The 25,640-nt window shown below is 65.3% G+C and carries 22 protein-coding genes and 1 riboswitch; of the genes, 10 read left to right on the top strand and 12 right to left on the bottom strand.

The features are described from left to right. Positions 1-43 precede the first annotated feature (43 nt). Complete coding sequence (locus tag ACQY78_RS16400) at positions 44-1,879, bottom strand: TonB-dependent receptor plug domain-containing protein (protein WP_428676784.1); 1,836 nt, start codon at positions 1,877-1,879, stop codon at positions 44-46. A 175-nt stretch (positions 1,880-2,054) separates the two neighbouring features. Continuing rightward, positions 2,055-2,258, bottom strand: a riboswitch (cobalamin riboswitch). Positions 2,259-2,383: 125 nt separating this feature from the next. On the opposite strand from ACQY78_RS16400, the gene mnmG reads away from it, so the two are divergent. The 4 genes from mnmG (at position 2,384) to ACQY78_RS16380 (ending at position 6,611) form a co-directional block, all read left to right on the top strand. After that, the gene (gene mnmG, locus ACQY78_RS16395; protein ID WP_428676782.1) at positions 2,384-4,243 is read left to right on the top strand and encodes a tRNA uridine-5-carboxymethylaminomethyl(34) synthesis enzyme MnmG; all 1,860 of its coding nucleotides are present in this window, start codon (positions 2,384-2,386) and stop codon (positions 4,241-4,243) included. 1 nt (position 4,244) lies between these two features. Then, entirely contained in the window at positions 4,245-4,883 is a 639-nt protein-coding gene (rsmG, locus tag ACQY78_RS16390) for a 16S rRNA (guanine(527)-N(7))-methyltransferase RsmG (protein WP_428676780.1), read from the top strand. After that, positions 4,801-5,640: a ParA family protein gene (locus ACQY78_RS16385; RefSeq protein WP_428676779.1), complete on the top strand. Its 840-nt coding sequence runs from the start codon at positions 4,801-4,803 to the stop codon at positions 5,638-5,640. The genes rsmG and ACQY78_RS16385 overlap by 83 nt, the downstream gene beginning before the upstream one ends. Positions 5,641-5,774: 134 nt before the next feature. Then, positions 5,775-6,611, top strand: a complete 837-nt coding sequence (locus ACQY78_RS16380; RefSeq protein WP_428676777.1) for a ParB/RepB/Spo0J family partition protein — start codon at positions 5,775-5,777, stop codon at positions 6,609-6,611. 6 nt (positions 6,612-6,617) lie between these two features. Here the strand turns inward: ACQY78_RS16380 and ACQY78_RS16375 are convergent, their stop codons facing one another. Beyond that, the gene (locus tag ACQY78_RS16375; protein WP_428676776.1) at positions 6,618-7,085 is read right to left on the bottom strand and encodes a hypothetical protein; all 468 of its coding nucleotides are present in this window, start codon (positions 7,083-7,085) and stop codon (positions 6,618-6,620) included. A gap of 125 nt (positions 7,086-7,210) precedes the next feature. On the opposite strand from ACQY78_RS16375, the gene ACQY78_RS16370 reads away from it, so the two are divergent. Beyond that, a complete protein-coding gene (locus ACQY78_RS16370) occupies positions 7,211-7,603 on the top strand; it encodes an encapsulin-associated ferritin-like protein (RefSeq protein ID WP_428676775.1) in 393 nt (130 codons plus the stop codon). After that, on the top strand, positions 7,600-8,415 hold the full coding sequence (locus ACQY78_RS16365; RefSeq protein WP_428676774.1) for a family 1 encapsulin nanocompartment shell protein: 816 nt from the start codon (positions 7,600-7,602) through the stop codon (positions 8,413-8,415). Before ACQY78_RS16370 ends, ACQY78_RS16365 begins: the two co-directional genes overlap by 4 nt. A gap of 2 nt (positions 8,416-8,417) precedes the next feature. Here ACQY78_RS16365 and holA read toward each other — a convergent pair whose 3' ends face one another. From holA to ACQY78_RS16340, 5 genes are all read right to left on the bottom strand, one after another. Further along, on the bottom strand, positions 8,418-9,461 hold the full coding sequence (gene holA / locus ACQY78_RS16360) for a DNA polymerase III subunit delta (protein WP_428676772.1): 1,044 nt from the start codon (positions 9,459-9,461) through the stop codon (positions 8,418-8,420). Positions 9,462-9,488: 27 nt separating this feature from the next. Further along, positions 9,489-10,568 carry a hypothetical protein gene (locus ACQY78_RS16355; RefSeq protein ID WP_428676771.1) on the bottom strand — a complete coding sequence of 360 codons (1,080 nt, stop codon included), beginning with the start codon at positions 10,566-10,568 and terminating at the stop codon, positions 9,489-9,491. Between the two features lie 45 nt (positions 10,569-10,613). Beyond that, on the bottom strand, positions 10,614-10,787 hold the full coding sequence (locus tag ACQY78_RS16350; RefSeq protein ID WP_428676769.1) for a hypothetical protein: 174 nt from the start codon (positions 10,785-10,787) through the stop codon (positions 10,614-10,616). A 29-nt stretch (positions 10,788-10,816) separates the two neighbouring features. Beyond that, positions 10,817-13,414 (bottom strand): leucine--tRNA ligase, encoded by a 2,598-nt coding sequence (gene leuS / locus ACQY78_RS16345; protein ID WP_428676767.1) that lies wholly within the window; start codon positions 13,412-13,414, stop codon positions 10,817-10,819. A gap of 137 nt (positions 13,415-13,551) precedes the next feature. Continuing rightward, positions 13,552-17,202: a PAS-domain containing protein gene (locus ACQY78_RS16340; RefSeq protein ID WP_428676765.1), complete on the bottom strand. Its 3,651-nt coding sequence runs from the start codon at positions 17,200-17,202 to the stop codon at positions 13,552-13,554. Positions 17,203-17,381: 179 nt separating this feature from the next. On the opposite strand from ACQY78_RS16340, the gene ACQY78_RS16335 reads away from it, so the two are divergent. The 3 genes from ACQY78_RS16335 to ACQY78_RS16325 all read left to right on the top strand — a co-directional run bounded on the left by ACQY78_RS16335 (position 17,382) and on the right by ACQY78_RS16325 (position 19,439). After that, complete coding sequence (locus ACQY78_RS16335; protein ID WP_428676764.1) at positions 17,382-17,651, top strand: hypothetical protein; 270 nt, start codon at positions 17,382-17,384, stop codon at positions 17,649-17,651. A 575-nt stretch (positions 17,652-18,226) separates the two neighbouring features. Continuing rightward, on the top strand, positions 18,227-18,673 hold the full coding sequence (locus ACQY78_RS16330) for a hypothetical protein (protein ID WP_428676762.1): 447 nt from the start codon (positions 18,227-18,229) through the stop codon (positions 18,671-18,673). Between the two features lie 43 nt (positions 18,674-18,716). Then, on the top strand, positions 18,717-19,439 hold the full coding sequence (locus ACQY78_RS16325; RefSeq protein WP_428676761.1) for a response regulator: 723 nt from the start codon (positions 18,717-18,719) through the stop codon (positions 19,437-19,439). Positions 19,440-19,469: 30 nt separating this feature from the next. Here the strand turns inward: ACQY78_RS16325 and ACQY78_RS16320 are convergent, their stop codons facing one another. Then, positions 19,470-20,015, bottom strand: a complete 546-nt coding sequence (locus tag ACQY78_RS16320; protein ID WP_428676759.1) for a DUF3576 domain-containing protein — start codon at positions 20,013-20,015, stop codon at positions 19,470-19,472. 422 nt (positions 20,016-20,437) lie between these two features. Between ACQY78_RS16320 and ACQY78_RS16315 the strand changes: the two genes are divergently transcribed. Beyond that, positions 20,438-21,817, top strand: coding sequence for a porin (locus tag ACQY78_RS16315; protein WP_428676758.1), 1,380 nt, complete (start codon positions 20,438-20,440; stop codon positions 21,815-21,817). 74 nt (positions 21,818-21,891) lie between these two features. Here ACQY78_RS16315 and ACQY78_RS16310 read toward each other — a convergent pair whose 3' ends face one another. Genes ACQY78_RS16310 through ACQY78_RS16295 form a run of 4 tightly spaced genes read right to left on the bottom strand, consistent with a single transcriptional unit; the run spans position 21,892 to position 25,545 of the window. Continuing rightward, positions 21,892-22,659 carry a class I SAM-dependent methyltransferase gene (locus ACQY78_RS16310; protein ID WP_428676757.1) on the bottom strand — a complete coding sequence of 256 codons (768 nt, stop codon included), beginning with the start codon at positions 22,657-22,659 and terminating at the stop codon, positions 21,892-21,894. Beyond that, positions 22,659-23,339, bottom strand: a complete 681-nt coding sequence (locus tag ACQY78_RS16305) for a LutC/YkgG family protein (protein WP_428676755.1) — start codon at positions 23,337-23,339, stop codon at positions 22,659-22,661. Before ACQY78_RS16305 ends, ACQY78_RS16310 begins: the two co-directional genes overlap by 1 nt. Beyond that, positions 23,336-24,754, bottom strand: coding sequence for a LutB/LldF family L-lactate oxidation iron-sulfur protein (locus ACQY78_RS16300; protein WP_428676754.1), 1,419 nt, complete (start codon positions 24,752-24,754; stop codon positions 23,336-23,338). The genes ACQY78_RS16305 and ACQY78_RS16300 overlap by 4 nt, the downstream gene beginning before the upstream one ends. Then, positions 24,754-25,545 (bottom strand): (Fe-S)-binding protein, encoded by a 792-nt coding sequence (locus tag ACQY78_RS16295; RefSeq protein WP_428676752.1) that lies wholly within the window; start codon positions 25,543-25,545, stop codon positions 24,754-24,756. The genes ACQY78_RS16300 and ACQY78_RS16295 overlap by 1 nt, the downstream gene beginning before the upstream one ends. Between the last annotated feature and the right edge of the window lie 95 nt (positions 25,546-25,640).

The raw sequence follows: 25,640 nt of genomic DNA, 5'->3' as shown, positions 1-25,640 counted from the left end.
ACTTGCAGCAAGTTTCGCCGGTGACGCAGGGAGGTCGTGCCGATCAGAACCTCGCCTTCACGCCGAAGAAGGCCTGGAAATACGGCGCCTGGTAGCCTTCCGGCTCCTCGTACACCCGGTTCAGGACGTTCTCGGCACGGGCGAAAAGCTGGACCGACGGGATGACGTCGTACTGCGCCGTGATGCGAACCAGCGTGTAGGGCGCCGGGGTCATGTACGCGCCAGTGACTGCATTGATGTCGGTGCGGCTGCTGACCTGCAGGATGCCGATGCCGAACAGGGTATTCTCCCACGGCCGCACCTCGGCGCGGATGTTGAAGGTATCGCCGGGGCGGCGCACCAGCGGCTGGTTGGCGTCGACGTTGCGCGCGATCAGGTTGGTGTAGTCGAAATAGAGGTCGAGCCACTTCACCGGGCTGATCTGGAGGGTCACCTCGAAGCCTTCGGTCTGGGCGTTGGCGACGTTCTGCATCAGAGCATAGGTCGGCGGCGCGCACTGGATCAGGTTCGAGTAGGTGTTGAAGAAGTAGGTGATGCCAGCCTTTACCTTGCGATCGAAAAGGCCCTGCTCCACGCCAAACTCGTAGCCACGGCTGTACTCAGGCTGGAGATTGGGATTGCCGCCACAGCTCGGCCCGGGGCCGAACATTTCGATCAGCGCCGGCGCCTTGAAGGCCGTGCCGTACGATGCCTTGATCTTGGTGTCCGTCGGCGCCCACAGGTAGGACGCGCCGGCACGCCAGGTGCCCACGGTTCCGAACATGTCGTTCATGTCGACGCGGCCGCCGATGTTGAGGTTGAAGCCCTGGAACGGATTGAGGCGAAGTTGGCCGTAGATGCCGGTCTGGGACATCGTTCCCCACGCCTGCGTGTAGGGCGTGAACGGGCCGACGGTATTCGTGTAGGCCCACTGGCGGTCGTAATCGATACCGCCGATCACTTCGACCTGGTCGATGATCTTCACGAGGTTCTTGAAATCGGCCTGCAGGCGGCGACCGTTGAACCAGCTGTCGGTGTTGAAGGGGAACGGGTTCTGATCGCTGGCATAGTCGAGATCGTGGCGCGTGATCGTGCTGTAGTTGACGCCGACGACGGGCTTCCAGCGTCCGTCGAAGTACGAGCCTTCGAGTTCGCCGCGCGTGTAGAACTGCGACGTGTAGCCGTTGGCGTTCGGGTCTTCCTGCCCGACCTGGTCGTAATTTACCTTGGCGTCGATGTAGCGCGTGTACCAGTTGAGCTGGGTATTTTCGTTGATCTCGAATCCGAGGCGCGCGGCGAGCGTGATGTTGCGATAGGGATCGACGTCGACGAAGCCGCCGTTCGGCGTGAAGCGGGCCGGCACCGGTGTATCGTTCGGGCTGAACGTGCCCGCCGCGGTCAGGTTGTAATTGAATTTGCCAACGCTACCACGAACATAGGCGCCGCTGTTGCTCTGCAGCCGCGTGCCGAGTTCGGTGAAGGCCGCGCCGTTCATCGGGCCCTTGCCGGCCTTGGTGACCATGTTGATGACGCCGCCCATCGCCTGGCTGCCATACATCGTCGACATCGGACCGCGCACGACTTCGATGCGGTCGAGGTTCTCGGTGAGGAAGTTGCCGAAATCGACGGCGCCGTTGCCGCTCGAGGGATCGCTGACGTTGACGCCGTCGATCAGCACCAGCACGTGATTGGCATTGGAGCCGCGCACGAAGACCGAAGTCAGTGTGCCCACGCCGCCGGACTGTTGAACGGAGACGCCGGGAATTGTCTTCAGCACTTCGGCGGCATTGCGAAGCTGCCGTCGCTGCATCTCTTCCTGCATGACGACGGTGTAGCTGGCCGTGACCTTTTCCGGGTCAGTCGGGAAGCGATCGGCCGTCACGACCGTAGCGGGCATCATGGCGTCCGGTTCAGTCTGGGCTTGCACCGCCAGAGGGGTCAGGACGGGCGACAGCAAAAAAAGGCCAGCAAGGATTCTACGGATCGGCGTCATAGACGGATTCCCCAAACAGCACCACGCACAAGGCGCGTCACCGCTCGGTTGACCGTCCCGTTGGATTGTCCCGTCCATCGGAAGAGCGACGCTATCGCCGGCAGGTCTTCTGGCTCGCGGGTCGTCGCTCCTGCCCGTCTTCCCAGACCCTGAAGGGTCCAGTGACGCTGGGGCAGTCGCTCGCCGCTTACAGCTGCGGGTACAGCTGCCGATTAGCTCCCGAAGGAGCAGCACGGCATTCCCTGTTAGCCTCCGGTTAAGGAGGACCGTCGATGTTCACTCGTTAGGCAACCCAACGGCGGCCGTCAAGAATTTGGCGATCCTGAGGCATGCGACACGCGGGCCCTGTGGCCGGCGCGCTACAGAGCAGCGGACTCGACCGGCGCCGGCTGGAAGCGTAAATGGCGCGACATGCGGGCCTCTTTATATGATGTCATCGTTGTGGGTGGCGGCCATGCCGGATGTGAAGCGGCCGCCGCTTCGGCGCGTCTTGGCGCACGCACCATGCTGATAACGCATCGGATCGAAACAATCGGCGAGATGTCGTGCAATCCCGCGATCGGGGGGCTCGGCAAGGGCCATCTGGTGCGCGAAATCGATGCTCTCGACGGAATCATGGGTCGCGCCATCGACCGTGGCGGGATCCAGTTTCGCACTTTGAACCTTTCCAAGGGGCCCGCGGTTCGGGGGCCCCGTGCCCAGGCTGATCGCAAACTCTACCGGCAGGCCGTCCAGGCGCTGCTGGCGGACCAGCCCAATCTGGAGATCCGAGCGGACGCGGTTGCAGACATTGTGCTGGACGCACGCGGCGCGTGTGCCGGCGTCGTCACCGAGTCAGGTGCCGAGATCGCCGCCGGGCGCGTGATCCTGACGACGGGCACCTTTCTCCGAGGGCTCATTCACATGGGCGAGACCAAGATCCCGGCCGGCCGCGTGCGTGGCGATGGGGTCGAGGAACCGTCCACGGCGCTCGCGGAGACTTTGCATCGACTGGGTTTCAAGCTGGGGCGTCTCAAGACGGGCACGCCGGCGCGACTCGATGGCCGCACGATCGACTATGCCTCGCTGGAGCAGCAGGACGGAGACGACCCGCCGCGACCCTTTTCATACCTGACGGAGCGAATCACCACGCCGCAGGTGCCCTGCCACATCACGACGACCACGCCCGCGACCCACGAGATCATCCGCGCCAATCTGCACCGGGCACCTATGTATTCGGGCCAGATCGAGAGCGTCGGCCCGCGCTACTGTCCCTCGATCGAGGACAAGGTCGTTCGGTTCGGCCAGCGCGACCGCCACCAGATCTTCCTCGAGCCCGAAGGGCTGGACGATTTCACCGTCTATCCCAATGGCATCTCAACCTCGCTGCCGAAGGACGTGCAGCTCGCCATGCTTCAGACCATTCCGGGGCTGGAGCGCGCGGAGATGGTACGCCCGGGTTATGCCATCGAATACGATCATATCGACCCGCGCGAACTCCACGCCACCCTGGAGACGCGACGCGTCCCGGGTCTCTATATGGCGGGCCAGATCAATGGCACCACGGGCTATGAGGAAGCGGCGGCCCAGGGTCTGATCGCCGGATTGAATGCGGTGCTGGCAAAGCCCTTCATCGTTGACCGTGCAGACGGCTATCTGGGTGTCCTGATCGACGACCTCGTCTCCCTCGGAGTCACCGAACCGTACCGTATGTTCACGTCGCGGGCCGAGTACCGGCTCTGGCTCCGGGCCGACAATGCAGACCAGCGTTTGACGCCGCGCGGCCTGGAGATTGGATGTGTAGGGCGCGAGCGGGCAGAAATGTTTCACGTGAAACATGGCGCCATAGACGCGGCCCGCTCTCTCGCCTTGGGATTGAAGATTACCCCCTCTGCCTTGGCCAAGCGCGGCATTACGATCAACCAGGATGGCGTCGCCCGATCGGCCCTCGATCTCCTCGCCTATCCTGAGATCGATTGGAACCGTCTGGTCGGTCTGTGGCCGCAGCTTGCGACCGTGTCAGCCGAGATCGCCGAGCAGCTGACCATCGATTCCCGATACGAAGGATACCTTTCTCGCCAACGCGGTGACATCGAAGCGTATCGCCGCGACGAGGCTTTGATCCTCCCGCCGGGTCTGGACTACGGCGCCATCGGCAGTCTTTCGACCGAGGTCCGCCAAAAGCTGGAGGCGAATCGGCCGGCCACGCTCGGCCAGGCGGCTCGCATTTCTGGCGTCACGCCCGCCGCCCTGGTGGCCCTCCTGAAGCATGTCCGCCGGCGAGCCGCCTAAGATGGATCCGCTTCAAGGTGTTTCACGTGAAACAATCCGGCGGCTCGAAGTTCTCGTGGAGACCCTGGAACGATGGCAAAAAGCCATCAATCTGGTGGGTAAGACCACGATCGACGGGGCCTGGAAGCGTCACATCGTCGATTCCGCTCAGGTTGTTCCCCTGATCCCTGCCGACGCCAAGTCCTTGGCGGATCTCGGCAGCGGGGGCGGCTTTCCGGGCCTTGTCATCGCTGCCATGCGCCCGGACCTGCAAATCACCATGATCGAATCCGATGCGCGCAAGGCTGCCTTTCTGGGAGAGGCCGGGCGAAAGATGGAACTCGAGAAGCCGCCTAAGCTCGTCATCAAGAGAATCGAGGCGGCGCCTCCGGCGTCTGCGGACGTGGTCACGGCAAGGGCGCTTGCGCCCTTGGATCAGTTGCTGGAATGGTCCAATCGGCATAGGACAGATGCTGCCACCTGCCTTTTTCATAAAGGCAAGGGCTGGCAGGCAGAGGTAGACGAGGCAAAGAAGAAATGGGACTTTTCGCCCGATGCCATTGCGAGCGTGACCGATCGTGACGCCGTCATCCTCCGAATCGGCCCCTACGCCGCCGCCGCAGATCTTCGCGATCGCCAACCAGAAGGGCGGCGTCGGTAAGACCACGACGGCCATCAACCTCGCCACTGCCCTTGCGGCGGTCGGCGAACGGGTCCTGCTGATCGATCTGGATCCCCAGGGGAATGCGTCGACGAGCCTAGGGGTAGGTCGAAATGAGCGCTCACCCGGTTCGTATGAGTATTTGCTGGGCCTGAACACGATGGGCGAGTGTGTCCGGCAGACCCGCATCCCGGGGTTGGAGGTCATGCCGGCGTCGGTCCAGCTCGCGGGGGCCGAGATCGAGCTGATCGACATGGAACGCCGGGAGAATCGGCTGGCGGATGCGCTGGCGGCTCCGGAAAGCGACGCCCGTCAGCGTTGGAACATTGTCCTGATCGACTGTCCCCCGTCCCTGGGTCTCGTCACGCTCAATGCGCTGGTGGCCGTCGATGCGGTCCTCGTTCCCCTCCAGGCCGAGTTCCTGGCCCTGGAAGGGATCGGCGCACTGGGCAATACGATCGAGCGTGTGAAGAAGCGCCTCAACCCGAGGCTCCACATCTTTGGCGTCGTCCTGACCATGGTCGACCGACGGATGACGCTGAGTCAGCAGGTCGTCGCCGATGTTCGCGCCCATTACGGCGAGCAGGTCTTCGGGACAACGATCCCACGCAACGTGCGCATCGCCGAAGCGCCGTCGCACGGCATGCCCGTGCTGATCTACGACAATGCCTGCGCCGGATCGCAGGCCTACATCCTGCTGGCGAGCGAGTTCATCCGCCGCCGGCGCCTCGCCGCAGAACAGGCAGTCGTACAATGACCCAAGCCCCGAAACCGCGCGGCCTCGGCCGCGGCCTTTCCGCTCTCCTGGGCGACGACGAAGTCGCCGCAGCGGTGACGCCTTCTCCTGCCGTTGCGTCGGCAGCCGTTCAACCGGAGGTTGTTCAGCCTGGAGTGGGCCCCGCCGAAAATGCGCGCCTCTCGCCCAACAAGACGCCCCTCACCTTGCCGATCGGCCAGCTCAAACCCGGCAAGATGCAGCCGCGCACCAGCTTCGAGGGCATCGAGATGCTGGTCGAGTCGGTCAAGGAATATGGCCTTCTGCAACCTATCCTTGTGCGTCCCCTGCGTGACGTGCCCGACGCCTACGAGATCATCGCCGGCGAACGGCGCTGGCGGGCCGCACAGAAGGCCCAGCTCCACGACGTGCCGGTCGTCATCCGCAGCATCGACGACCGGGACGCGCTGCAGATCGGCCTGGTCGAGAACCTGCAGCGATCCGACCTCACCGCGATCGACGAGGCCCAGGGCTACAAGCGGCTGGTCGAGGATTACAGCCACACCCAGGAAGACATCGCGCGCATGATGGGCCGCAGCCGCCCGCATGTCGCCAATACGCTCCGCCTGCTCGACCTGCCGCCGGCCGTTCAGGAGATGGTGCGGGAGGGCGACCTCTCGGCCGGCCAGGCCCGTACACTGATCGGTGTACCTGACCCGCTGGCGATGGCTCAGAGGGCCGTGGCAGAGAAGCTGACGGTGCGCGATCTCGAGCGCCTCACCGGCGAGACGAAGAAGCCCTCCAAGGGGGGTAGCGGGAAGGCCAAGACCGGCGCGGGCGGCGGCGCTCCCAAGAGCGCCGATACCCGCGCGCTCGAGAAGCGCATCGAGGAAGCGCTGGGCCTCAAGGCAGACCTGACGCTTCGCGGCCTGGGGGAGCAGAGCCTGCTGACGCTCGAGATTAGCGACTTCGATCAGCTCGATACGGTGGTCGACAAGCTGACGCGGCGCTGATCGATATCAGTTCGACGCGACCGCGCGATTGCCGTCCGTCACCGCGGCCCGGCCTTTGTCGGCCGACACTTCGGTCGCCACGCAACGCGGATTGAGCGGCAGTCCCGGCCAGACATCGACCTCGAGAAAGCGTAATTCGCCGGGCGCCAGGTCGACGGTTGCCGCTTGCGCCGGCGTCTGGGTCAGCGGCGCGTAACTCGGCACGCTGCAGCTTATGACGTGGCGTCCGGGGACGACGTCTACGCGCGTCCAGGTCCGGTTTGCCAGCGCGCCGATCGGCTGTTGGTTGTCGGCCAGCGAAAACACGACCTCCGATCCAATCACCGAACTGCGATAGAGATACAACGCCGACTGACCCGGAGGCGGCGGTTCGAAGCGCTTGCCGTCGGAGTCCGCAGCCGGGCCTGCCAGCGGCACCGAAGCACAGGCGCCCAGCAGGAACGACGTCGTAAGAAGGCAACCTAGAGCGCGCACGCTTCCTCCATTCGGTATTCAGGTGATCGGTTGAACGCGCGTTCGACACCGGCGTTCCAGCGCCTGCCTTACGGACAACCAAGTTCCCCGCGGAACTTCCGTTCTGCACGTGCGTTAGTGCGGCCATGGCTAGTGAAACGCTGCACGAAGACCCGGCCAAGCTTGGCCCCGAGGTCATCGATCGCCATCGCGCGATCGTCTCCCTCATGGAAGAACTCGAGGCCGTCGACTGGTATGACCAGCGGGCGAAAGCAACGTCCAACGCGGAGTTGCGAACCATCCTTGAGCACAACCGCGACGAGGAGAAAGAGCACGCCGCGATGGCGCTCGAATGGTTACGGCGCAACGACCCGAAGATGGACGAGCATCTGCGCACCTTCCTGTTCAAGAAAGGTCCGATCAAGGAGATCGAGGCCGACATGAAGGGGGGTGGCGCCGAAGGCAAAAGTGAACCCGTCTCCGATGGCAGCCTCGGCATTGGCAGCCTGCGCCGCAAGTCCGATCAGGTGAGGAAATGAAGAACCATCTGTTTCGTGATCGCGCGCCCATTACCGAGGCAGGCTGGGAAGAGATCGAGAAGGAAGCCACGCGCACTCTTCGCACCCTTCTCGCCGCGCGTCGCGTCGTCGATTTCCGCGGTCCTTTGGGATGGGGCGCCTCCGACGTGGAGTTGGGTCGGGCCGACCCCATCGCTTCGCCGCCCGGCGGAGCGAATGTTCGCGCGCTGCTGCGTCGTATCCAGCCGCTCGTCGAATTGCGCATACCCTTCGAAGTAAGCCGTGCCGAACTCGACGCCATCGATCGCGGCGCAAGAGATCCCGATCTCGATGCCGTGACAGCCGCCGCGCGCGAGATTGCCATCGCCGAAGATCGCGCCATTTTTCACGGTTACGAGGCGGCTCAGATCACCGGCATCTGCGAGGCGCAAATGGGCCAGGCGGTCGCGCTGGGCACCAGCCATGCTGACTATCCCGATGCCGTCGCCGCGGCTCTCAAGAAGCTGCGCGATGAAGGTGTCGAGGGTCCCTTCGCCGTCGTGCTGAGCGAGCAACTCTACAAGGATCTGACATCGCGTACCGATGGCGGTTATCCGATTCTGAGCCACGTTCAGCGCCTGATTGACGGTGATGTCTATGCCGCCCCGGGGCTCGACGGCGGTCTGGTGATTTCCCTGCGCGGCGGCGACTTCGAACTCACGGTCGGACAGGATTTCTCGATCGGCTATCTCGAGCACGACACAGAACGGGTGCGGCTCTACATCGAGGAAAGCTTCACCTTCCTCGTGCTGTCGCCGCAGGCCGCGATCCCGCTGACGCCGACCGGCAAGTAGACTTATCGGCGGGCCTTCGCCGACCGCGCGGCCTGGCTGAGTCTAAGACAGAGACGACGGGCAATGGCTTCATGCGGAAGTCCCGTCCGTTTGCAGTCGATCTCCGCTTCCAGGATCGTCGTCAGGGCCGTGCTCAACCGGGGGAGCGGCCAGATGCGCAAGTGGCGTTCGAAGCGCTGGCGGACTGGCCCGCCGCGCGGCAGGCCGCGCGCCTTGAACATCGCGCCTTCCAGATTGCTTCCTTTGGCAACGTGTCCCGACACCAGGTGAAGCTGGTCGGTGTGGCGCTGCAGCGAGCGCACGAGTTGCACCGGATTGCCACCCTCGGCGAAGACGCGGTCGAGCGCGCGATCAAGGGCGACCAGCTCGCCGTCGAAGGTTGCCGCGATCACATCGTCGATGCCGATGGAGGCCGTGTCGCCCAGCACGGCCATCGCATCTTCCAGGGTGATGCTCTTGCCGGCGTCGGTTCCCTTGTAGAGCAGCAGCTTGTCGATCTCGCCGCGTGTCTGGCCGCGATCTCCGCCCAGCCGTTCCACGATCCATTCCAGCGCATCGGGATCGACGTTCTGGCCCTGCGCGCGCGCGGCGCTTTCGACCAGGCCCTCGAGCGCGGCCTCGTTGTCCATGTAGCAGGGTAGTGCGGCCAGGCTGGCTTCGGTCTCGGCCAAGGTGCGCAAGCTGGAGCGTGGTGTGAGGTTGCCGGCCTCGACGATGATCAGCGCATCCCCGGCAACGGCTTCGACGAGGTTCTCAAGCGCCGCGACCGACTCTTCGCCGGCCGGCCTCACGCGGATCACCCGGCGGCCGCCCATCATCGACATGGCACCGAACTCATCGGCCAGCCGCGCCGGATCGTGTTTCAGCACGTCGCCGGCAATGTCGACGACGCGAAACGGATCCTTGAGGTCCTCGCAGACCGTCTTGGCGAGCGCCACGGCCCGCTCCGCGACCAGACCGTCGTCGTTTCCGTAGATCACGACGCCGCGGACCTTGGGATCCGGCTTCTTCAGGAAGGCTTCGACCTGGCGTGCTTCGATCTTCACGACCCGTCTATAGCACCGCCACCCCCCTCAATTCGAGGCCGGGTAGCGACCGAGCAGGCGTGCCTGCCGCCGGTAGGCTCGCAGCAGCGCCCGCCAGCCGCAGGGCGCGAAGCCGGCGGCTCGGTTCTCGGCGGCGAGCGCAAACACCATGGCCTGCTTCTGCAGGATGCCGCGATAGGCACTGAAGAAGGGAACGGCGGGATCGAAGAATTCGATCGCCTCGGAGCCGGCCCCGTTGATTTCGATGATCTTGAATCGGCCCTCTCCCAACTCCGCCTGGCTCGCAAAGCGAACATCGAAGCGCGCGACATGCAGATTGGGCATGCTCGAGGCGATTTCGTCGATTCGCGCCTCGAGGTCCGGGGTGATCGAGTCGCTGCAGTCACGATAGAGACCGCCCATGCGATAGGACCAGACGGCGGCGAGCGGCACGTCGCTGGACGCCGGCGGCACGCGGTCGAGCCCAACGCCCTCGTAGAGGCAGGTCCGGCTGCGCAATCGCTCGTCCCGGGCCAGCAACTGCCGCAGTGTACTCATGCCGTCACTCTGTACGGTCGGCGCGCTGCGGACCGTAAGCGAGAGCAAGCGGCCGCGCGTCTCGGTAGGCCGCCGCACGTAGAAGAGTCCAGCCTCGCCGGGCAGGTCGAGATACTCCTGCACCAGCAGGGTCTCGCCTTCGGGGTAGGCGTCGCAATAGGCCTGGAGAGCCGAGGGATCGTCGATCCGCCGCACGCCGAAGCCGCACCAGCCGATGTCAGGCTTGGCGATGATGGGAAAGTCGATGCCGAGGCCGTTCATCGCCGCGCACGCTCGCGCCGCCGCGTCGGGGTCGGAAACGATGGCGGCCGTGCGCGCCAGCCACGGGCGCTCGGCGTCGCCGACCTGGTCGAAATACGCGATCTTGGATTCGCCCGCCAAACCGCCGGCATCGATCATCGGGTCGGCGGCCGAAGGCAGCGACAGGCTGCGGTAGCGCAGTGCCAGCACCAACCACTGCACGACCATCGGAACGACCAGCAGCGGCTTGGGCAGCTTGCAGATCAGACCTGGCCACAGCCCGTGCGAGGGGCCGGCAGGTCCAGGATCAGGCGTAAGGGTTCGCTTCATGAACTCGCTCGCGGACAACGCGGGAGCGAGTCGAAGGGCTGCGCTCTAGGAGGCCTTGTCGGCCGCCGGTTCGGCTCCGTCGGCTGCGACCTCGCCGCCCTCTTCCAGCCTGGCGCGCTCGCGGGCGGCGCGCTTGGCTTCCGCCTTTTCAGCGACCTTGATGGCCTTTTGGCGCTCGCGTTCGCGGCGCTCGAAATCGTAATTCGGCTTGCGTGCCATATTCTTGGCCCTTCCTGGCTCTGCGGCCTCTAGACCACGACGTTTACGATGCGGTTCGGCACAACGATCACCCGCTTGGGTGTTTTGCCGTCGAGACCGCGGATGAGTTCTGGCAGTGCCAATGCCGCGGCTTCCGCCGCGTCCTTGGGTGTGTCCTTGGCCAACGCGATCGTGCCGCGCAGCTTGCCATTCAATTGTACTGCAACGGTGACGGTGTCGTCGACCAGCAGCGCGTCTTCGGCCAGCGGCCACGGCGCGTCGGCCAGCAGGCTCTTGTGGCCGAGCGAATGCCACAGCTCTTCGGCGAGATGCGGCGTCATCGGGCCGATCAGGCGCACGAAGATCTCGAGCGCCTCGCGGAGCGCCCAGCTTGTCGCCTCGTCCTTGGCCTCGACCGAATCGATCGTGTTGGCGAATTCGTACAGCCGCGCCACGGCCTTGTTGAAGTGGAAGGCCTCGATGTCGGCGGAAATGCCGGCGATCGCCTTGTGCGCGGCGCGCCGCAGGGCGATGGCAGCGTCGGAGAAGGTCTCGGGCCGGGCCGTACCGATCGCCGGCAGCGACTCGATCGCCTCGGAGGCGATGCGGAACAGGCGTTGCTGGAAGCGCCAGGCGCCTGTGACGCCGGCCTCGGTCCATTCGAGATCGCGCTCGGGCGGGCTGTCGGACAGCATGAACCAGCGCGCGGTGTCGGCGCCGTAGTCGCGAATGATCTCGTCCGGGTCGACGACGTTCTTCTTCGACTTGGACATCTTCTCCGAGCGGCCGACCTCGACCGGGCTCTTGTCGGAGGCGCGCACCAACTTGCCGCCATCGCCACGCACGATCTCCTCGGGCGTCAGCCAGGTCCCGTCGCTCGCGCGATAGGTCTCGTGGCAAACCATGCCCTGGGTGAAGAGCCCGTCGAACGGCTCGTCGCGGCTGGTCATCTGGACCTCGCGCATCGCGCGCGTCCAGAAACGCGAATAGAGCAGATGCAGGATCGCGTGCTCAACGCCGCCGATATATTGATCGACCGGCATCCAGTACTGGTTCTCCTCGCGGTCGAACGGCGCCGTCTCCAGTTGCGGCGAGGTGAACCGGTCGAAGTACCAGCTCGAATCGATGAAGGTGTCGAACGTGTCGGTCTCGCGGCGCGCAGGCTTGCCGCAGGTCGGGCACGCGACATGTTTCCACGTCGGATGGCGGTCGAGCGGATTGCCCGGCCGGTCGAACGTCACGTCGTCGGGCAACTGCACCGGCAGGTCCTTGTCCGGCACCGGCACGACGCCGCAGCTGTCGCAATGGATCGCCGGGATCGGGCAGCCCCAGTAGCGCTGGCGGGAAACCAGCCAGTCGCGCAGGCGATACTGCGTCGTGCCCTTGCCGACGCCCATCTCCTCGAGGCGCGCGATCACTTTTGCCTTCGCTTCCTCGACGCCGAGTCCGTCGAGGAACCCGGAGTTCACGATGACGCCGTCCTCGACATAAGGCGCTTCGGCGATGTTCAGCGCCTTCCCGTCAACCGGCGCCACGACCTGCAGGATCGGCAGGCCGTACTTGGTCGCGAATTCATGGTCGCGCTCGTCGTGGCCGGGGCAGCCGAAGATCGCGCCCGTGCCGTATTCCATCAGCACGAAATTGGCGGCGAAGACCGGCACCGTCTTGCCGGGGATCAGCGGATGCCTGGCGAGCAGGGGCAGCTTGTAGCCCTGCTTTTCGGCGGTCTCGACTTCGGCGGCCGCGGTGCCGGTCTTACGGCATTCGGCGATGAAGTGCTGCAGGCCGGGATCGGACGGCGCGAGGCCGGCGACCAGCGGATGCTCGGCCGACAGCGCCATGAACGAGGCGCCGAACAGGGTGTCGGGACGGGTCGTGAAGATTTCGAGCTTCCCGTGGTCGGTACCCGAGGCATCGGTGAGTTCCCAGAAGACGCGCGCACCGCGGCTCTTGCCGATCCAGTTCGCCTGCATCAGGCGCACCTTCTCGGGCCAGCGGTCGAGCGTGTCGAGGCGGCTCAGCAACTCGTCGGCGAAGTGCGTGATCTTGAGGTTCCACTGGGTGAGCTTGCGCCGCTCGACGGGTGCGCCGGTGCGCCAGCCCTTGCCCTCGATCACCTGCTCATTGGCGAGCACGGTGTTGTCGATCGGATCCCAGTTGACCCAGGCCTCCTTGCGGTAGGCCAGCCCCGCCTTCCAGAAATCGAGGAACATCTTCTGCTGGTGGCGGTAATAGCTCGGGTCGCAGGTCGCCAGCTCGCGGCTCCAGTCGAGGGACAGGCCCATCGACTTCAGCTGCTTCTTCATCGAGGCGATATTCTCGTAGGTCCACTTCTTCGGGTGGACCTTCTTCTCCATGGCGGCGTTTTCGGCCGGCAGGCCGAACGCGTCCCAGCCCATGGGATGCAGGACGTTGAAGCCCTTGGCGCGCTTGTAGCGCGCGATCACGTCACCCTGCGTGTAGTTGCGCACATGGCCCATATGGATGCGCCCCGACGGATAGGGAAACATCTCGAGCACGTAGTATTTCGGGCGCGCCTTATCCATCACGGCCCTGAAGGTCTGGCGATCTTCCCAAACCTTCTGCCACTTGCTCTCGGTTTCGGTGAAATTGTAGCGCGCGGTGGGTGCGGCGGGTGTCGACGACACGGAATTCTTCCCGAAAAAGGGTGTTACCGAAAAAGACAGAGGCCGCAGCGGATGCCCGCTGCGGCCTCTCACGTCAAGCTCTTGGTAGAAATGAGGCCGTTCCTATTATGGGGCTGCCAGGCGGCATATTCCACGCCTCAGCTCAAGTCGGGCAGGGCTTGAACGACCCGTCTCCATTCGGCCCGTACGGCGGCGGCGTCAACGACACTTCCGGACTGTTCCAAAGCGGCCGCCAAGTCGCCCAGACGTACCGCACCGGCGGCGCGCGCAGCTCCCTTGAGCTTGTGTGCCAGCTCGACCAACCGGACGGCGTCATCGTTCGCGACGGCGATATCGTCCACGAGCCCGGCCCCGGCCACGCGGAAGCGCCGGAGGATGCGGTCGACCATCCCCTCGTTGTTCCCGAACAACTGCGCCACCACCCCGCGGTCAATGGAGTCGTTCGACGCGCCGGTCATGGCATCTGGGGACATCACGATGGCCTTGCTCATCCAGCGTTCCAGCGACGCGCGCAGCCGGTCCAGGGTCAGGGGCTTGGTGAGGTAGTCATCCATGCCGGCCGCGAGGCACTTCTCGGCCTCGCCCTTCAGTGCATTGGCGGTCAGGGCAACGATGGGCGTATGCCGGCCGCACCTGTCCGTCGCTTCCTCGGCGCGGATCTGGCGCGTCAACTCAAAGCCATCCATGTCCGGCATGTGGATGTCTGTCAGGATCAGCGCATAGGTCTGGCTGCGCCACATGGTGAGGCCCTCGATACCGTCGGCGGCCGTGTCGACCGACACGCCCAGGATTTCGAGCTGACCGGTCAGGACCTCGAGGTTGATGGGATAATCGTCGATCGCCAACACCCGCCCGCCGCCAATCCCGCCGGGCGATGCTGGCTTCGGCGTGGCTTCGGCGACCGGCCCTTCGGCGCGGCCCAGATCGAGCGTGACGGTGAAGGTCGAACCCCGTCCGGGCGTGCTTTCAACCGTGACCCCGCCATTCATCAGCTCGGCCAGCCGCCGCACGATCGACAGGCCGAGTCCGGTGCCGCCGAAGCGCCGGGTGGTCGAGTTGTCGGCCTGGGAGAAAGGCTGGAACAGTCGGGCTGCCTGCTCGGCGCTGACGCCGATGCCGGTGTCGGTGACCGACAGCGCGAGGCGCACGTGATCGCGGGACTCCGAAAGGGCTCGGATATGGACGCGAATCTCGCCCACTTCGGTGAACTTGATGGCATTGCCGATCAGGTTGAACAGGATCTGGCGCACTCTCGTTGCATCGCCCCGGAGGTGATCGGGCGTCCCCGGTTCAATCACGGTGGTAACGGCGAGGCCCCGGCTCTCGGCCTGGACCGACAGGGTCTCGCCGGTGCCTTCGATGACGGCGCGGAGCTGAAACGGCGCGTCTTCGAGCTCCATGCGGCCGGCCTCGATCTTGGAGAAGTCGAGCACGTCGTCGATGATGCGCAGCAGGGCGGTCGCCGAGGTGCGCACCGTGCGCACCAGCCGCTTCTGGCGTTCGTCGAGCGGTTCACGCTCGAGCAGCTCGGCGGTACCGATGACGCCGTTCATCGGCGTGCGGATCTCGTGGCTGATGGTCGCGAGGAAGGTGGATTTCGCCTGGTTCGCGGCCTCGGCCGCATCCCGGGCTTTCTCAAGTTCGGTCTGCCGCCGCTTCAGGTCGGTGATGTTGCGGTAGATGCCGAGTGTGCGGCCATCTCCCACCGGCTGGAAATTGAACTCGACGTGCGTTCCCGAGGGCATCAGCCGCTCGAACTGGCAGCCGGCGGGATCGAGGATGCGCGCGATCCGCTCCTCGGCCGAAAGGACCCTGCCGTCGACCACGACCTGGTCGCCTGCCGCGATCTGCATACGCACCAGCTCCTGGAGCGTGAGGTCGCGCGCCTTGTCCTCCGGAATTCCGAACTCCCGCCGGACGGTGTTGTTCATGAGGGCGATGCGACCGTCGGGAAGGAAAAGGCTGAACCCGTCCGTCATGGATTCCAGAATGGTGACCGTGAGCTTGTGGGCCGCGGCCACCTCGTCGCGCGCCTGCTCCAGCTCGGCCTGGCGGCGGCGGAGGTCCGTGACGTCGCGGACGAGAGTCATCGTGTTGCCCTGGCCCACCGGCTTGAAGGAGAACTCGAAATGGCGGCCCGATGGCAGGACGCGGTCGGAGCGGCTGCCTTTGGGAGCGAGGCAGAGCGCCAGCCTCTGCTCGAGCGTCAGCGGCGTGCCGTCGTCGCCATAGAGATGATCGCCGACCGCGATCTGGGCGCGGATGATGTCGTCCAGGCGAACAGGATTGGGCAGCGCCTCCGGTGCCAGGCCCAGGCTCTTGGCGGAGAACTCGCGGTTGGAGTAGATCAGCCGGCGCTCCGAGTCGAAAACGGTCACGCCGAGCGGCAGACCCTTGAGGATGTCGGACATCAGATTGCGCGTCGTCCTGACTTCGTCCTGCGCCTTCTCGAGTTCGCTCTGCTTCTGTGTCAGGGCAGTGATGTCGCGATAGACGCACAGGGTCTGATCGCTGCCGACCGGCATGAAGAGGAACTCGACGTGGCGGCCCGAGGGCAGCTTGCGCTCGAAGCGGCTCCCGCCGGGTGCCAATACCCGAGACACCCGCTCGTCGACCGTGAGGGGCCGGCCGTCGACGAACACTCGGTCGCCAACCGCGTCCTGGGCGCGGACGATGTCCGACAGCGTGGTGCCAGGCCGGATGATCAGCCCGGCATAACCGAACAGCTGGGACATCATCTTGTTCGCGTACAGGACCCGTTGACCGTGCAGCAGGCCCACGCCGTCGGGCATGGCGTCGAGCACGGCGCCCATCAGGCGCTGGCCGGCCTCCAGGTCGCCGAGTGACCGTTCCAGCGCGACCTGACGTTGCCGCATCTCGGTGATGTCGCGATAGATGCCGAGCGTTCGGCCGTCGCCCACCGGCCGGAAGATGAACTCGACATGGCGGCCCGTCGCCAGTTCCCGGACGAATCGCGTTCCGCCGGGCGTCAGCGCGAGTTCGACGCGGGCCTCTGGGGAAAGTGTCCTGCCACCCTCGGCGACCTGTTCGCCGGCCGCGATTCGTGCGCGCGCAATCTCTTCCATCGACATGCCCAGGCGGACCGGATCCTTGCCGGGCAGCACCATTTGGTCATGAAGGGCCCTGTTGACGTATGCCAGCCGGCGATCGGCGTCGAACAGCGCGACGCCATCGATCATCGTATCGAGGATCGTGCTCGTCAGCCGGCGCGCGTTCGCGACTTCGTCACGCGCCTCCTTGAGTTCGACCTGCCGCCGCTTCTGCGCGGTGATATCGCGGCAGACGCAAAGTGTCTGCCCATCGCCAAGCGGGCGGAAAACGATCTCGCCGTGGCGGCCGTCCGCCAGGGCGCGTTCGAAGCGGCTGCCCTCCGGTGCGAAGGCGTGCGCCATGCGTTCATCGAAGGACGCCATCCCCCCGTCGAGGACCGCGAGGCCGCGCAATACGTCGCCCGCCAACACGGTCTCCTCGCCTCCCAAGCCGGGGGCCGGCGCGCGACCGATATCGAGAAACTCTCTGGCTGCGTCGTTGATATGAACGATCTCGTGGTCGGCATCGAACAGGGCGACGCCATCCATCACACCATTGCAGACGGCTTCCAAAAGGCGCTGCAGGTCGGCGATCCGGTCGCGTGCCCGGCGAAGCTCTGCCTGCATCACGATGGCATCTTCGATGTTCGTGGACTCGTTGCTCGTGCTGTCGCGTGTATCTGACATGACGAATTCTACGTCATCGCGAGTTTCCGAACTGTAACGCGGCGGCCGCAAATTGTTTCGTTGGTTGCGCCAGGGCGGATGGATTGTGCGTGCCGGGCGGGGACGCTGTCTCGCGCAACGCATGAAACCAAAGGGCACCGCCGCGCAGTCTTCGGGAAACCGGGCGCGCTCATTCTCCTCCCATCGACGGACGGCATCCCGCCGCCCGCCACTTCGAGGGAGAGACTTCAATGTTCGCCAAGTTCACCATCGCCGCCGCCGCCGCCCTTCTCGCCGCCGCCGTTGCTCTGCCGGTCGCCGCCCAGGCGCTGCCGAAGCAGCCCAAGCCGACCTCCACGAGCACCCCGGCTCCGAAGCCCGCCCCTCCGGTGTCGCTGCCGTCCCAGCCCACGAGCGGCACCATGAATATGCCGCGTGTCCCGCAGCCGACGCCCTCGCAGATGCCGACCCCCGCGCCGCAGCCCGCTCCCAGCCCCTCGCCGAAGCTGCCGTCGCGCTGAGAGCCCGATCAGAGCCGGATCGTCGCCGGCCCCTCCAACGACGGCGCCCCTCGAGGGCGCCGTTTTTCATGGCGGATCGCGCGCCGGTGCCGCGCAACGCACGAAACCGAACGACCCGTCGGAGCAGTCCTCCGGAAACGCGACCCTCCTAGAGTTCTGCCGTCGACGGAAACGTCCGTCGGCTCAACCGGAGAATCCGATGCTTGCCAGATTTGTACTCAGGGCCGCCACCGCCGCCCTTCTCGCCCTCGCGGTCGCTCAGCCGGCCAACGCCTGGGACCTTGATGGTAACGGCGGCGACGCCCAGCCGTCGCAGAGATCGACGACCTCGAAAGCGGACCCTGGATCGGCGCCGGCGGCGGGCGTCCCCGCGGTGACGTCGATACCATCGCCGGCCTGGGCGTCGACGGGCGGGCCCGGTCGCGCCGTGCCCGCTATGTCGACGCCGTCCTCTCAGCCGACCCTGCAGCAGATCAGGCGCTGAGCGAGCGACCCACGAAACAAGCCAGCGGCGCCGCGAAATCGCGAGGAGACCGCGTCACGACACACTGGCGTCGTCGAAGAAGGATGACACGATGTTTCGATCTATCGCCCTCCTCCTCCTCGCTCTGGTCCTCAGCGGGGAGGCGCATGGCTTCAGTCCCGAAGGCGCCACGGCGCAGATCAGCGACCTGGGAGGCCAGCACGGTTTCGCGATCGGCCTGTCCGGGCTCGACACCACACTCGCCGAGAATCCGGCCGGGGATCGACTGTCAATGACGCGCCTGGCGATGGTCGGTCTCTCATGGTCGCGAGCCGGATTCTCCCTGGGGGTTTCGGTCGGACACATGGACTATGCCCAGTATGTGCTGCCGAGTTACACCGTCGGAACGGCGAAGCTGGCGAGCGTTTCGATCGGCCACGCGATCTCCGACGTGTCTGGCGGAACGCTTGCAGTTGGACTGGGCGCTTACCGCTACTACTTCGACCAAGGCTCCATCGATCTTTTCACGGGCAGCCTTCGCTGGTCGCGTCCATTCTGATGGCCTTTCATTCGGTGCGGTCTTGCGCTAACGTCTTATTGCAGTGTCTAAGCTAAAAGACCAAAGACCGCATATCATCGTCGTAGAGGACGAGGCCTTTCAGCGCGAGACACTGATCGATTTTCTGAATGAGAATCACTATCGCGCATCGGGTGTCGATTCGGGTGCCGCGCTTCGCAAGCTGGTAGAAAGAGATCCACCTGCCCTCGTTTTGCTCGATCTCCGGCTGCCCGGCGGCGAGGACGGCTTCGCGCTCGCCCGCTTCCTGCGCGAGCGCAGCCGCAAGACCGGCATCATCATGTTGACGGCCAGTGGGGACACCATCGACCAGGTGGTGGGGCTGGAGACCGGCGCTGACGATTACGTCGCCAAGCCGTACGAGCCGCGCGCCCTGCTCGCGCGCATAAAGGCCGTTCTGCGCCGCGCCGGCGGTGCCGAGGCCGCGACGACCGGTGAGCGCGTACGCATGGGCAGGTGCCTGCTCGATCTGCAGGCCCGCCGGCTGGTGGCGCTGTCCGGCGAGGAAATTCCCCTGCGCGCGGGAGAATATGAACTGCTGAAGCTGTTCGCCGAGAATCCCAACCGGCCGCTCAGCCGCGACTGGCTGCTCGAGACCACCAGCCATCGCGAGATGGAAGCCTTCGACCGCGCCATCGACATTCGAATCCTGCGCATCCGTCGCAAGATCGAGGTCGATCCAGCCCGGCCGACGTCGATCCGCACCGTTCGCAGCGCCGGCTATATGTTCGTGCCGCCCGAAGACTGAGGGCTGGCCCCGTCTCGAAGGAGCGTCGTCTCAGGAGCCGCCGGCGATGCGAAGCTGGCGGGCGCGCGTGAGGATCGCGTTCTCGATGTCGATGTTGGTGCGCGGGTCGACCTGGGCGTCCACCCAGTTGCCGCCGCGGGGGCTGGTCTGCTGCTTGAAGACGGAGACACGCACGCCGTCGGCCCGCAGTTCGCGGTCGAGGATGGTGACCTGGACCTTCATGCGCTCGTTGGGGGTCTCCGAGGGCGTGTACCAGTCGGTGATGATGACACCGCCGAACGGGTCGGCCGACACGAGCGGGATGAAGTTGATGGTGTCGAGCGAAGCCCGCCACAGATAGGCGTTCACGGCGACGCCGGTGCCGCCGCCCGAATCCGTCTTCTTGTCGGCCTTGGACCCGAGCAGGCCGCCCGGGCCGAACAGGGTACCCTGCTCCTGGGTGCGACCACCCAAGCCTGAACGAACGTCGTTCCTGCTGCGGTCGCCCGACGGGCCGGTGTTCCTCTCTAGACTGCTGCTATCGTCGGCGCAGCCGGCCATACCGACGGCCAGGAGCGCAATTGCGGCGATGCTCACGAATTTGGACGGTCCCGTCATAGAATGGCGCCTTGATCTTCCTATGGGCCGCAATTCCGCGGCGGAGCAGTGGCGGCGACCATAGGCTCAACGAGATATGAACTGCAAGCGGCGGGGCGATATGCCACAATAAGTCTCTTTTAAAGACTAACTAAAATAATTTACAAGTCTCCCGTTGCAACTATTAGTGCCTGAAGCTTTCGGCAACTTTCCTGACCCTCGCAAATTGTGACAAAGACGCCACAGGTGCGGGCAGAATGCAGCGGTGGGGCGACCATTTCTTGACCCTCGATTTGGCGAAGTGTTTTATAGCTTTGCCGCATTGGTGGATTCCGTGAGCTTCGTGGTTCAGGCTTCCAGTTCCCGCCGGTCGGACAGGCCTTTTTGGTACGTACCAGTCTCTGATCAATGAGAGAGGGAGAATGATGAAGAAGCTTCTACTCGGCTCGACCGCCTTGGTCGTCGGCGGGCTTATGGCCGCCCCGGCCATGGCCGCCGACCCGATCAAGATCGGCGTGGGTGGTTACTACACCTTCTACGCGATCGCCGGCGGCATCCAGTCGACCTACGCCACTGACGGCTCTTGGGCTCAGTACAAGGGCCTCCAGTTCCAGCAGGAAGGTGAAATCCACTTCATCGGCCAGACCAAGCTGGACAACGGTACCTCGGTCGGCGTGCACGTCGAACTCGAAGGCTGGAACCAGAATGCTGGTGCGGCTGCTGGCGCCTGGATCGACGAAGCCTTCCTGTTCGCCTTCGGCGACTGGGGCCGCGTCGAGTTCGGTTCGCGCGATCCGGCGACCTACCGTATGTACTACGGCACGCCGTCGGCCCTGATCGGCTTCGGTGCCGTTCAGCACAACACGAACTTCGCCTGGGCCAACCAGAGCGTCATCAGCAACAACAAGGCGTGGTTCCACGCCACGACCACCACGAACGCTGGTCAGTTCCAGGACGCGCAGGGCATCAACTACTTCACCCCGCGCTTCCAGGGCCTGCAGATCGGCGTCGGCTATCGTCCGAAGATCAACGTCAACCCGCAGGGTGGCGCTCTCTCCGGCATGGCGGTCGGTCCGGGTGCCGCGACCCAGGGCGTCTGCGGTTACACCAATGCGACGTCGTCCGCGAACTGCCCGACGAACGACTACTCGTACCAGGACGTGTTCGACATCGGCGCCAACTACCTGAACAAGTTCGGTGACGTCACGGTCGCTCTGTACGGCGCGTTCCTGTACGCGAACTTCGTTCCGGGCAACCAGCCGTTCAGCGCGGCTGCCAACCAGTCGACCGGCGCCAATGCCGCCAGCTGGAAGCAGTGGGTTGTCGGCGCTCAGTTCGGCTTCAAGGGCTTCACCCTCGGTGGCGCACTGGGTTGGGACAACAACGGTCTCGGCGCGAACTACTACACGGGCCAGGACAACGCGACCCGCTTCTACACCGCTGGCCTGATGTATGAGACGGGCCCGTGGCAGATGTCGTTCAGCTGGGTTGGCTCGTACAACAACAACGGTAACGGCTCCTACGGCTGCAACACCGTTACGGTCAACACCTCGACCTGCACCACGCCGGCCGCCACGGGCGTCCCGGGTGTGAACTCGACCGCCTTCGGCAACGGCAACAACCCCTCGAACCTCGCCTTCGGACAGGAGTCGGTGAACAAGTGGGAACTGGGCGTGAACTACGCGCTCGGGCCGGGAGTCAAGCTCACCGGTGGTGGTCTGCTGTACACCGCTTCGGGCCCGACTGCTGCCGTCTCGGGCAACAGCTGGGGTCTGCTGCTGGGTATGGACCTGCGCTTCTAGTCGCAGGACGATCCGAAAATTGGAAAGAGCGGGCGCAAGCCCGCTCTTTTCTTTTGTGCGTCCCGAGGGTGGCTCTATGTCGAAGCGCGCCGTCCCACCAGATTGACGAACAGGCCGGGCAAGTAGGTACGCGACACCGGCAGCCGCTCGGTCGCCTGGCGCGCCAGCACGGCGCGGTTGTCCTCATGGTCCAGGACAAGCTGGAAGAGACCCTGTTCGACGGCGCCCGCACCGGGATCGACCGCCGGCCGGCCATCGCGCTCGATGCGATAGGCGACGTCGAGTCCGACATCGCCGCCGCTATAGAACGACGAGGCAATCTCGAGCCTGCCGAACAACAGCATCAGGCCACGGGCCGAGAATCGCCAGTAGTCGTCAGGCGCCGCATGGAAAGCCTGCGACCAGGCGGTCGCGACATAGGCAAGGCCCCCGGGCCGCAGAGCCCGCTCGATGTTGCGCGCGGCGCGCCCGGGATGGCGCGTATGCTCGAGCACATGACAGCAGATCGCGAGATCGAAAGGCTCTTCGCCCAGTCTGCCCTTCAGCGTTCTGGGGTCGCTGCAGATGTCGGCGACGCAGTCGACGTTCGCGCCGTCGGAAAGATCGATGCCGACGAACTGCGCCTTGGCACCGAAGCGGTTGACCACAAGCTTGCGCCAGTTGCGAACATTGCGATCGGACAGGAGGGTGCGCGATCCGACCTGCAGGACCCGTGGCGGGCGCTTGCCAACCAGCTGCGCCACCCGATCGAGCAGGAGCTCGATTTCACGACTTACGCTCGTGCCGACAATGCGTAGCTCACCGGGGCGCAGCTCACCGGAGGTGGCTTCGCCGGCCGGCATCAGTCGCGCACCACCAGGATGTGCACGCGCCGTGGCCCGTGGGCACCCAGTTCCATCGCCTGTTCGATGTCGCCGGTGCGCGAGGGTCCGGTGATCGTATTGACCGTGCGCGGCATCAGGTTCTTGCCATAGCGCGCGCGCAGGCGGCCCCATACATCCTCGTAACCACCGACGATGTCGGACTCGCGCAACACGACCACATGCGTGTCGGGCAGCAGGTTGAGCGACACGGGGTGATCCGGACCGGACGCCATCACCAGAGTGCCGGTCTCGGCGATGCCGGCAAAGGCGCCGGTGACCGAAACCTGATCGCTGCCTTCGCCGCGGCCGCGCCGGATCGAGAGCATCTTCTGGCTGGTCCAGTCGTAGCCGTCGAGGAGCGGTGAGGGCGCCATCGCGACATTCGCCGGCAGGTTGTTGCGCGCGAGGTAGGACGTCACCTCGCCCGGCACCTCGGCCGCTCCCACCCGCGCCACGGTGGCGTTGAGAGTCTCGGCCCACTGGCAGAACAAGGCGACCCTTTCGGCCTGGGGCAGCTGGGCGCGCGCGACCGCGGGACCGCGCGGCGGTGACGCGAGGCGCGCATCGACGGCCTGGCGAGCCTCGCCCGAGAGCTCGCCGCGGCGCAGCGAGCGCCGGATGCCGCTCAGGATCTGGGTCCGGGCGCTGGCGTCGTTCATGCCTTCCTCTTCGCCCAGCGTGCGTGGAAGGTCCCGCCGGACTGCGGCGCCGGGAAATCGCGGAAGCGGGTCCAGCCGGAAGCCAGCGGCAGGGCCCGGTAGCGCCCGTCCGCGCGGCCGAACAAGGCCAGCACGCGGTTGGCCATCCCGGTCAGTCGGCGATAGAGCGCGGGTCGCCGGGCGGCGAAGCTCCACATCGCCAGGCCCTGGCGAACGGCCTTCGGCGTGAGGTGCTTCTCGAATTCCCGCTCGCGCCAATGGCGCATCAGTTTCGGCAGCGGGATGCGCACCGGACAGACGCTTTCGCAACGGCCGCAGAAGGTCGAGGCATTGGGCAGGTTGCTCGCCTCCTCGACTCCGACGAGCTGCGGCGTCAGCACCGCGCCCATCGGGCCGGGATAGACCCAGCCATAGGCGTGGCCGCCGACCGCGCCGTAGACCGGGCAATGATTCATGCAGGCGCCACAGCGGATGCAGCGCAGGATGTCCTGCATCTCGGTGCCGAGAACGCCCGACCGGCCATTGTCGAGCAGCACCACGTGATATTGGTCCGGCCCGTCGAGATCCTCCGGCCTCTTCGGCCCGGTGTTGAGCGTCGTATAGGCAGAAGACTCCTGCCCGGTCGCCGAACGCGCCAGCACGCGCAACAGCACCGCCGCGTCCTCGAGCGTCGGGATCACCTTTTCTATGCTGGCCAGCACAATGTGCATCCGGGGCAGCGTATTGGACAGATCGGCATTGCCCTCGTTGGTGACCAGCATCGACGAGCCGGTTTCCGCCACCAGAAAATTGGCACCGGTCAAACCGACATCGGCATCGAGGAACTTCTGGCGCAGGACGTAGCGCGCTTCGGCGACCAGATCGTTGCGCTCGGTCAGGCGCTTGTCGAATCCCAGCTTGGCGTGATGCTCGAGAAAGGTGTCGGCGACCTGGTCCTTGGTGAGATGGACGGCCGGCGCGATGATGTGACTGGGCGGTTCGTTGCGCAGCTGAATGATGTACTCGCCGAGGTCCGTCTCGATCGGCGCAATGCCAAGCTCCTCGAGATGTTCGTTGAGGGCGATCTCCTCGGCCACCATCGACTTCGACTTGGCGACGGTGCGGGCATTCACGCTCTGGCAGAGTTCGGCGATGATGCGTCGCGCGTCGGCGGCGGTCGGCGCCCAATGCACGTGACCGCCGAGCCCAATGACCTTGCGCTCGAACTCCTCGAGGTAAAAATCGAGATGGGCGAGCGTGTGGTTCTTGATGTCGCGCGCACGGTCGCGCAACGCCTCGAATTCCGGAAGCCGCTCGGCCGCCTGGCGTCGCCGCTCGGAGAAGCCAACCTTCAGCTTGGCCAGCGAATCCTGCAGGTTGGGATCGGCCAGCGCGTGGCCGACATTCGCCTTGAAGGCATGGGCGGTCGATTCCATCAGCTGCGCTCCGGTTCGCCGATCGCCGGCAGGTCGCCCATCCCGGCCAACACTTCGGCAACGTGGCGCACCCGTACGGCGCTGCCCTCGCGCTGCAGCTTGCCCGCCATGTTCATGAGGCAACCGAGATCGCCGGCCAGCAGCGTCTCCGCTCCAGTGGAAGCGATATCGGCAGACTTCTCGCCCACCATGGCATTCGAGATCTCGGGGTATTTTACGCAGAACGTGCCGCCGAAGCCGCAACAGACCTCGGGAGTCTTCATCTCGCGAAGCTCGAGCCCCTGCACCGATCCCAGCAGATTGCGCGGCTGGTCTTTGACGCCGAGCTCGCGCAGGCCGGAGCAGGAATCGTGATAGGTCACGGCGCCGGGGTAGTGCGCGGCGACCTTCTCGACGCCCAAGACGTCCACTAGAAATGAGATCAGCTCATAGCTGCGGCCGGCGAGAGTCTCCGCGCGGGCCTTCATGGCCGGGTCGTCATCGAACAGGCCGGGATAGTGATGCGACAGCATTCCGCCGCAGGACCCGGAGGGGGCCACGACGGCATCGTAACCTTCGAAGGCGTCGATGACCTGCGTAGCGATGGCCCGTGTCGTGGCCCGGTCGCCGGTATTGTAGGCCGGCTGGCCGCAGCAGGTTTGAAGCGGTGGGACGTCGACGGAACAGCCCGCCTCCTCGAGGAGCTTCACGGCGGCGAAGCCCACCGACGGCCGGAACAGGTCGACGAGACAGGTGACGAAGAGCGCGACGCGGCGCGGACGGGGAACGGGGATGGCGGGCGAGCTGGACACGCCCCGACCATGGCAGCGGTGAAATTGGCGTGCAAGATGACTCGGCCAAGTTTGCGTCGAGGCCGCGCCGCTCCTTTACGCTCGGGCTGCAATTG

This window comes from Reyranella sp., assembly GCF_965279625.1.
GTDB lineage: Bacteria > Pseudomonadota > Alphaproteobacteria > Reyranellales > Reyranellaceae > Reyranella.
This window is presented reverse-complemented; position numbering and strand designations above follow the sequence as displayed.

What these genes read in the sequence shown, in the direction of transcription:
- mnmG (WP_428676782.1), top strand. Translation starts at nt 2,384, where the DNA reads ATGCGGGCCTCTTTATATGATGTCATCGTTGTGGGTGGCGGCCATGCC.
- ACQY78_RS16370 (WP_428676775.1), top strand. Translation starts at nt 7,211, where the DNA reads ATGGCTAGTGAAACGCTGCACGAAGACCCGGCCAAGCTTGGCCCCGAG.
- ACQY78_RS16305 (WP_428676755.1), bottom strand. Translation starts at nt 23,339, where the DNA reads ATGAACGACGCCAGCGCCCGGACCCAGATCCTGAGCGGCATCCGGCGC.
- ACQY78_RS16335 (WP_428676764.1), top strand. Translation starts at nt 17,382, where the DNA reads ATGTTCGCCAAGTTCACCATCGCCGCCGCCGCCGCCCTTCTCGCCGCC.
- ACQY78_RS16350 (WP_428676769.1), bottom strand. Translation starts at nt 10,787, where the DNA reads ATGGCACGCAAGCCGAATTACGATTTCGAGCGCCGCGAACGCGAGCGC.
- ACQY78_RS16355 (WP_428676771.1), bottom strand. Translation starts at nt 10,568, where the DNA reads ATGAAGCGAACCCTTACGCCTGATCCTGGACCTGCCGGCCCCTCGCAC.
- ACQY78_RS16315 (WP_428676758.1), top strand. Translation starts at nt 20,438, where the DNA reads ATGATGAAGAAGCTTCTACTCGGCTCGACCGCCTTGGTCGTCGGCGGG.
- ACQY78_RS16400 (WP_428676784.1), bottom strand. Translation starts at nt 1,879, where the DNA reads ATGATGCCCGCTACGGTCGTGACGGCCGATCGCTTCCCGACTGACCCG.
- rsmG (WP_428676780.1), top strand. Translation starts at nt 4,245, where the DNA reads ATGGATCCGCTTCAAGGTGTTTCACGTGAAACAATCCGGCGGCTCGAA.
- ACQY78_RS16330 (WP_428676762.1), top strand. Translation starts at nt 18,227, where the DNA reads ATGTTTCGATCTATCGCCCTCCTCCTCCTCGCTCTGGTCCTCAGCGGG.
- ACQY78_RS16300 (WP_428676754.1), bottom strand. Translation starts at nt 24,754, where the DNA reads ATGGAATCGACCGCCCATGCCTTCAAGGCGAATGTCGGCCACGCGCTG.
- ACQY78_RS16310 (WP_428676757.1), bottom strand. Translation starts at nt 22,659, where the DNA reads ATGCCGGCCGGCGAAGCCACCTCCGGTGAGCTGCGCCCCGGTGAGCTA.
- ACQY78_RS16365 (WP_428676774.1), top strand. Translation starts at nt 7,600, where the DNA reads ATGAAGAACCATCTGTTTCGTGATCGCGCGCCCATTACCGAGGCAGGC.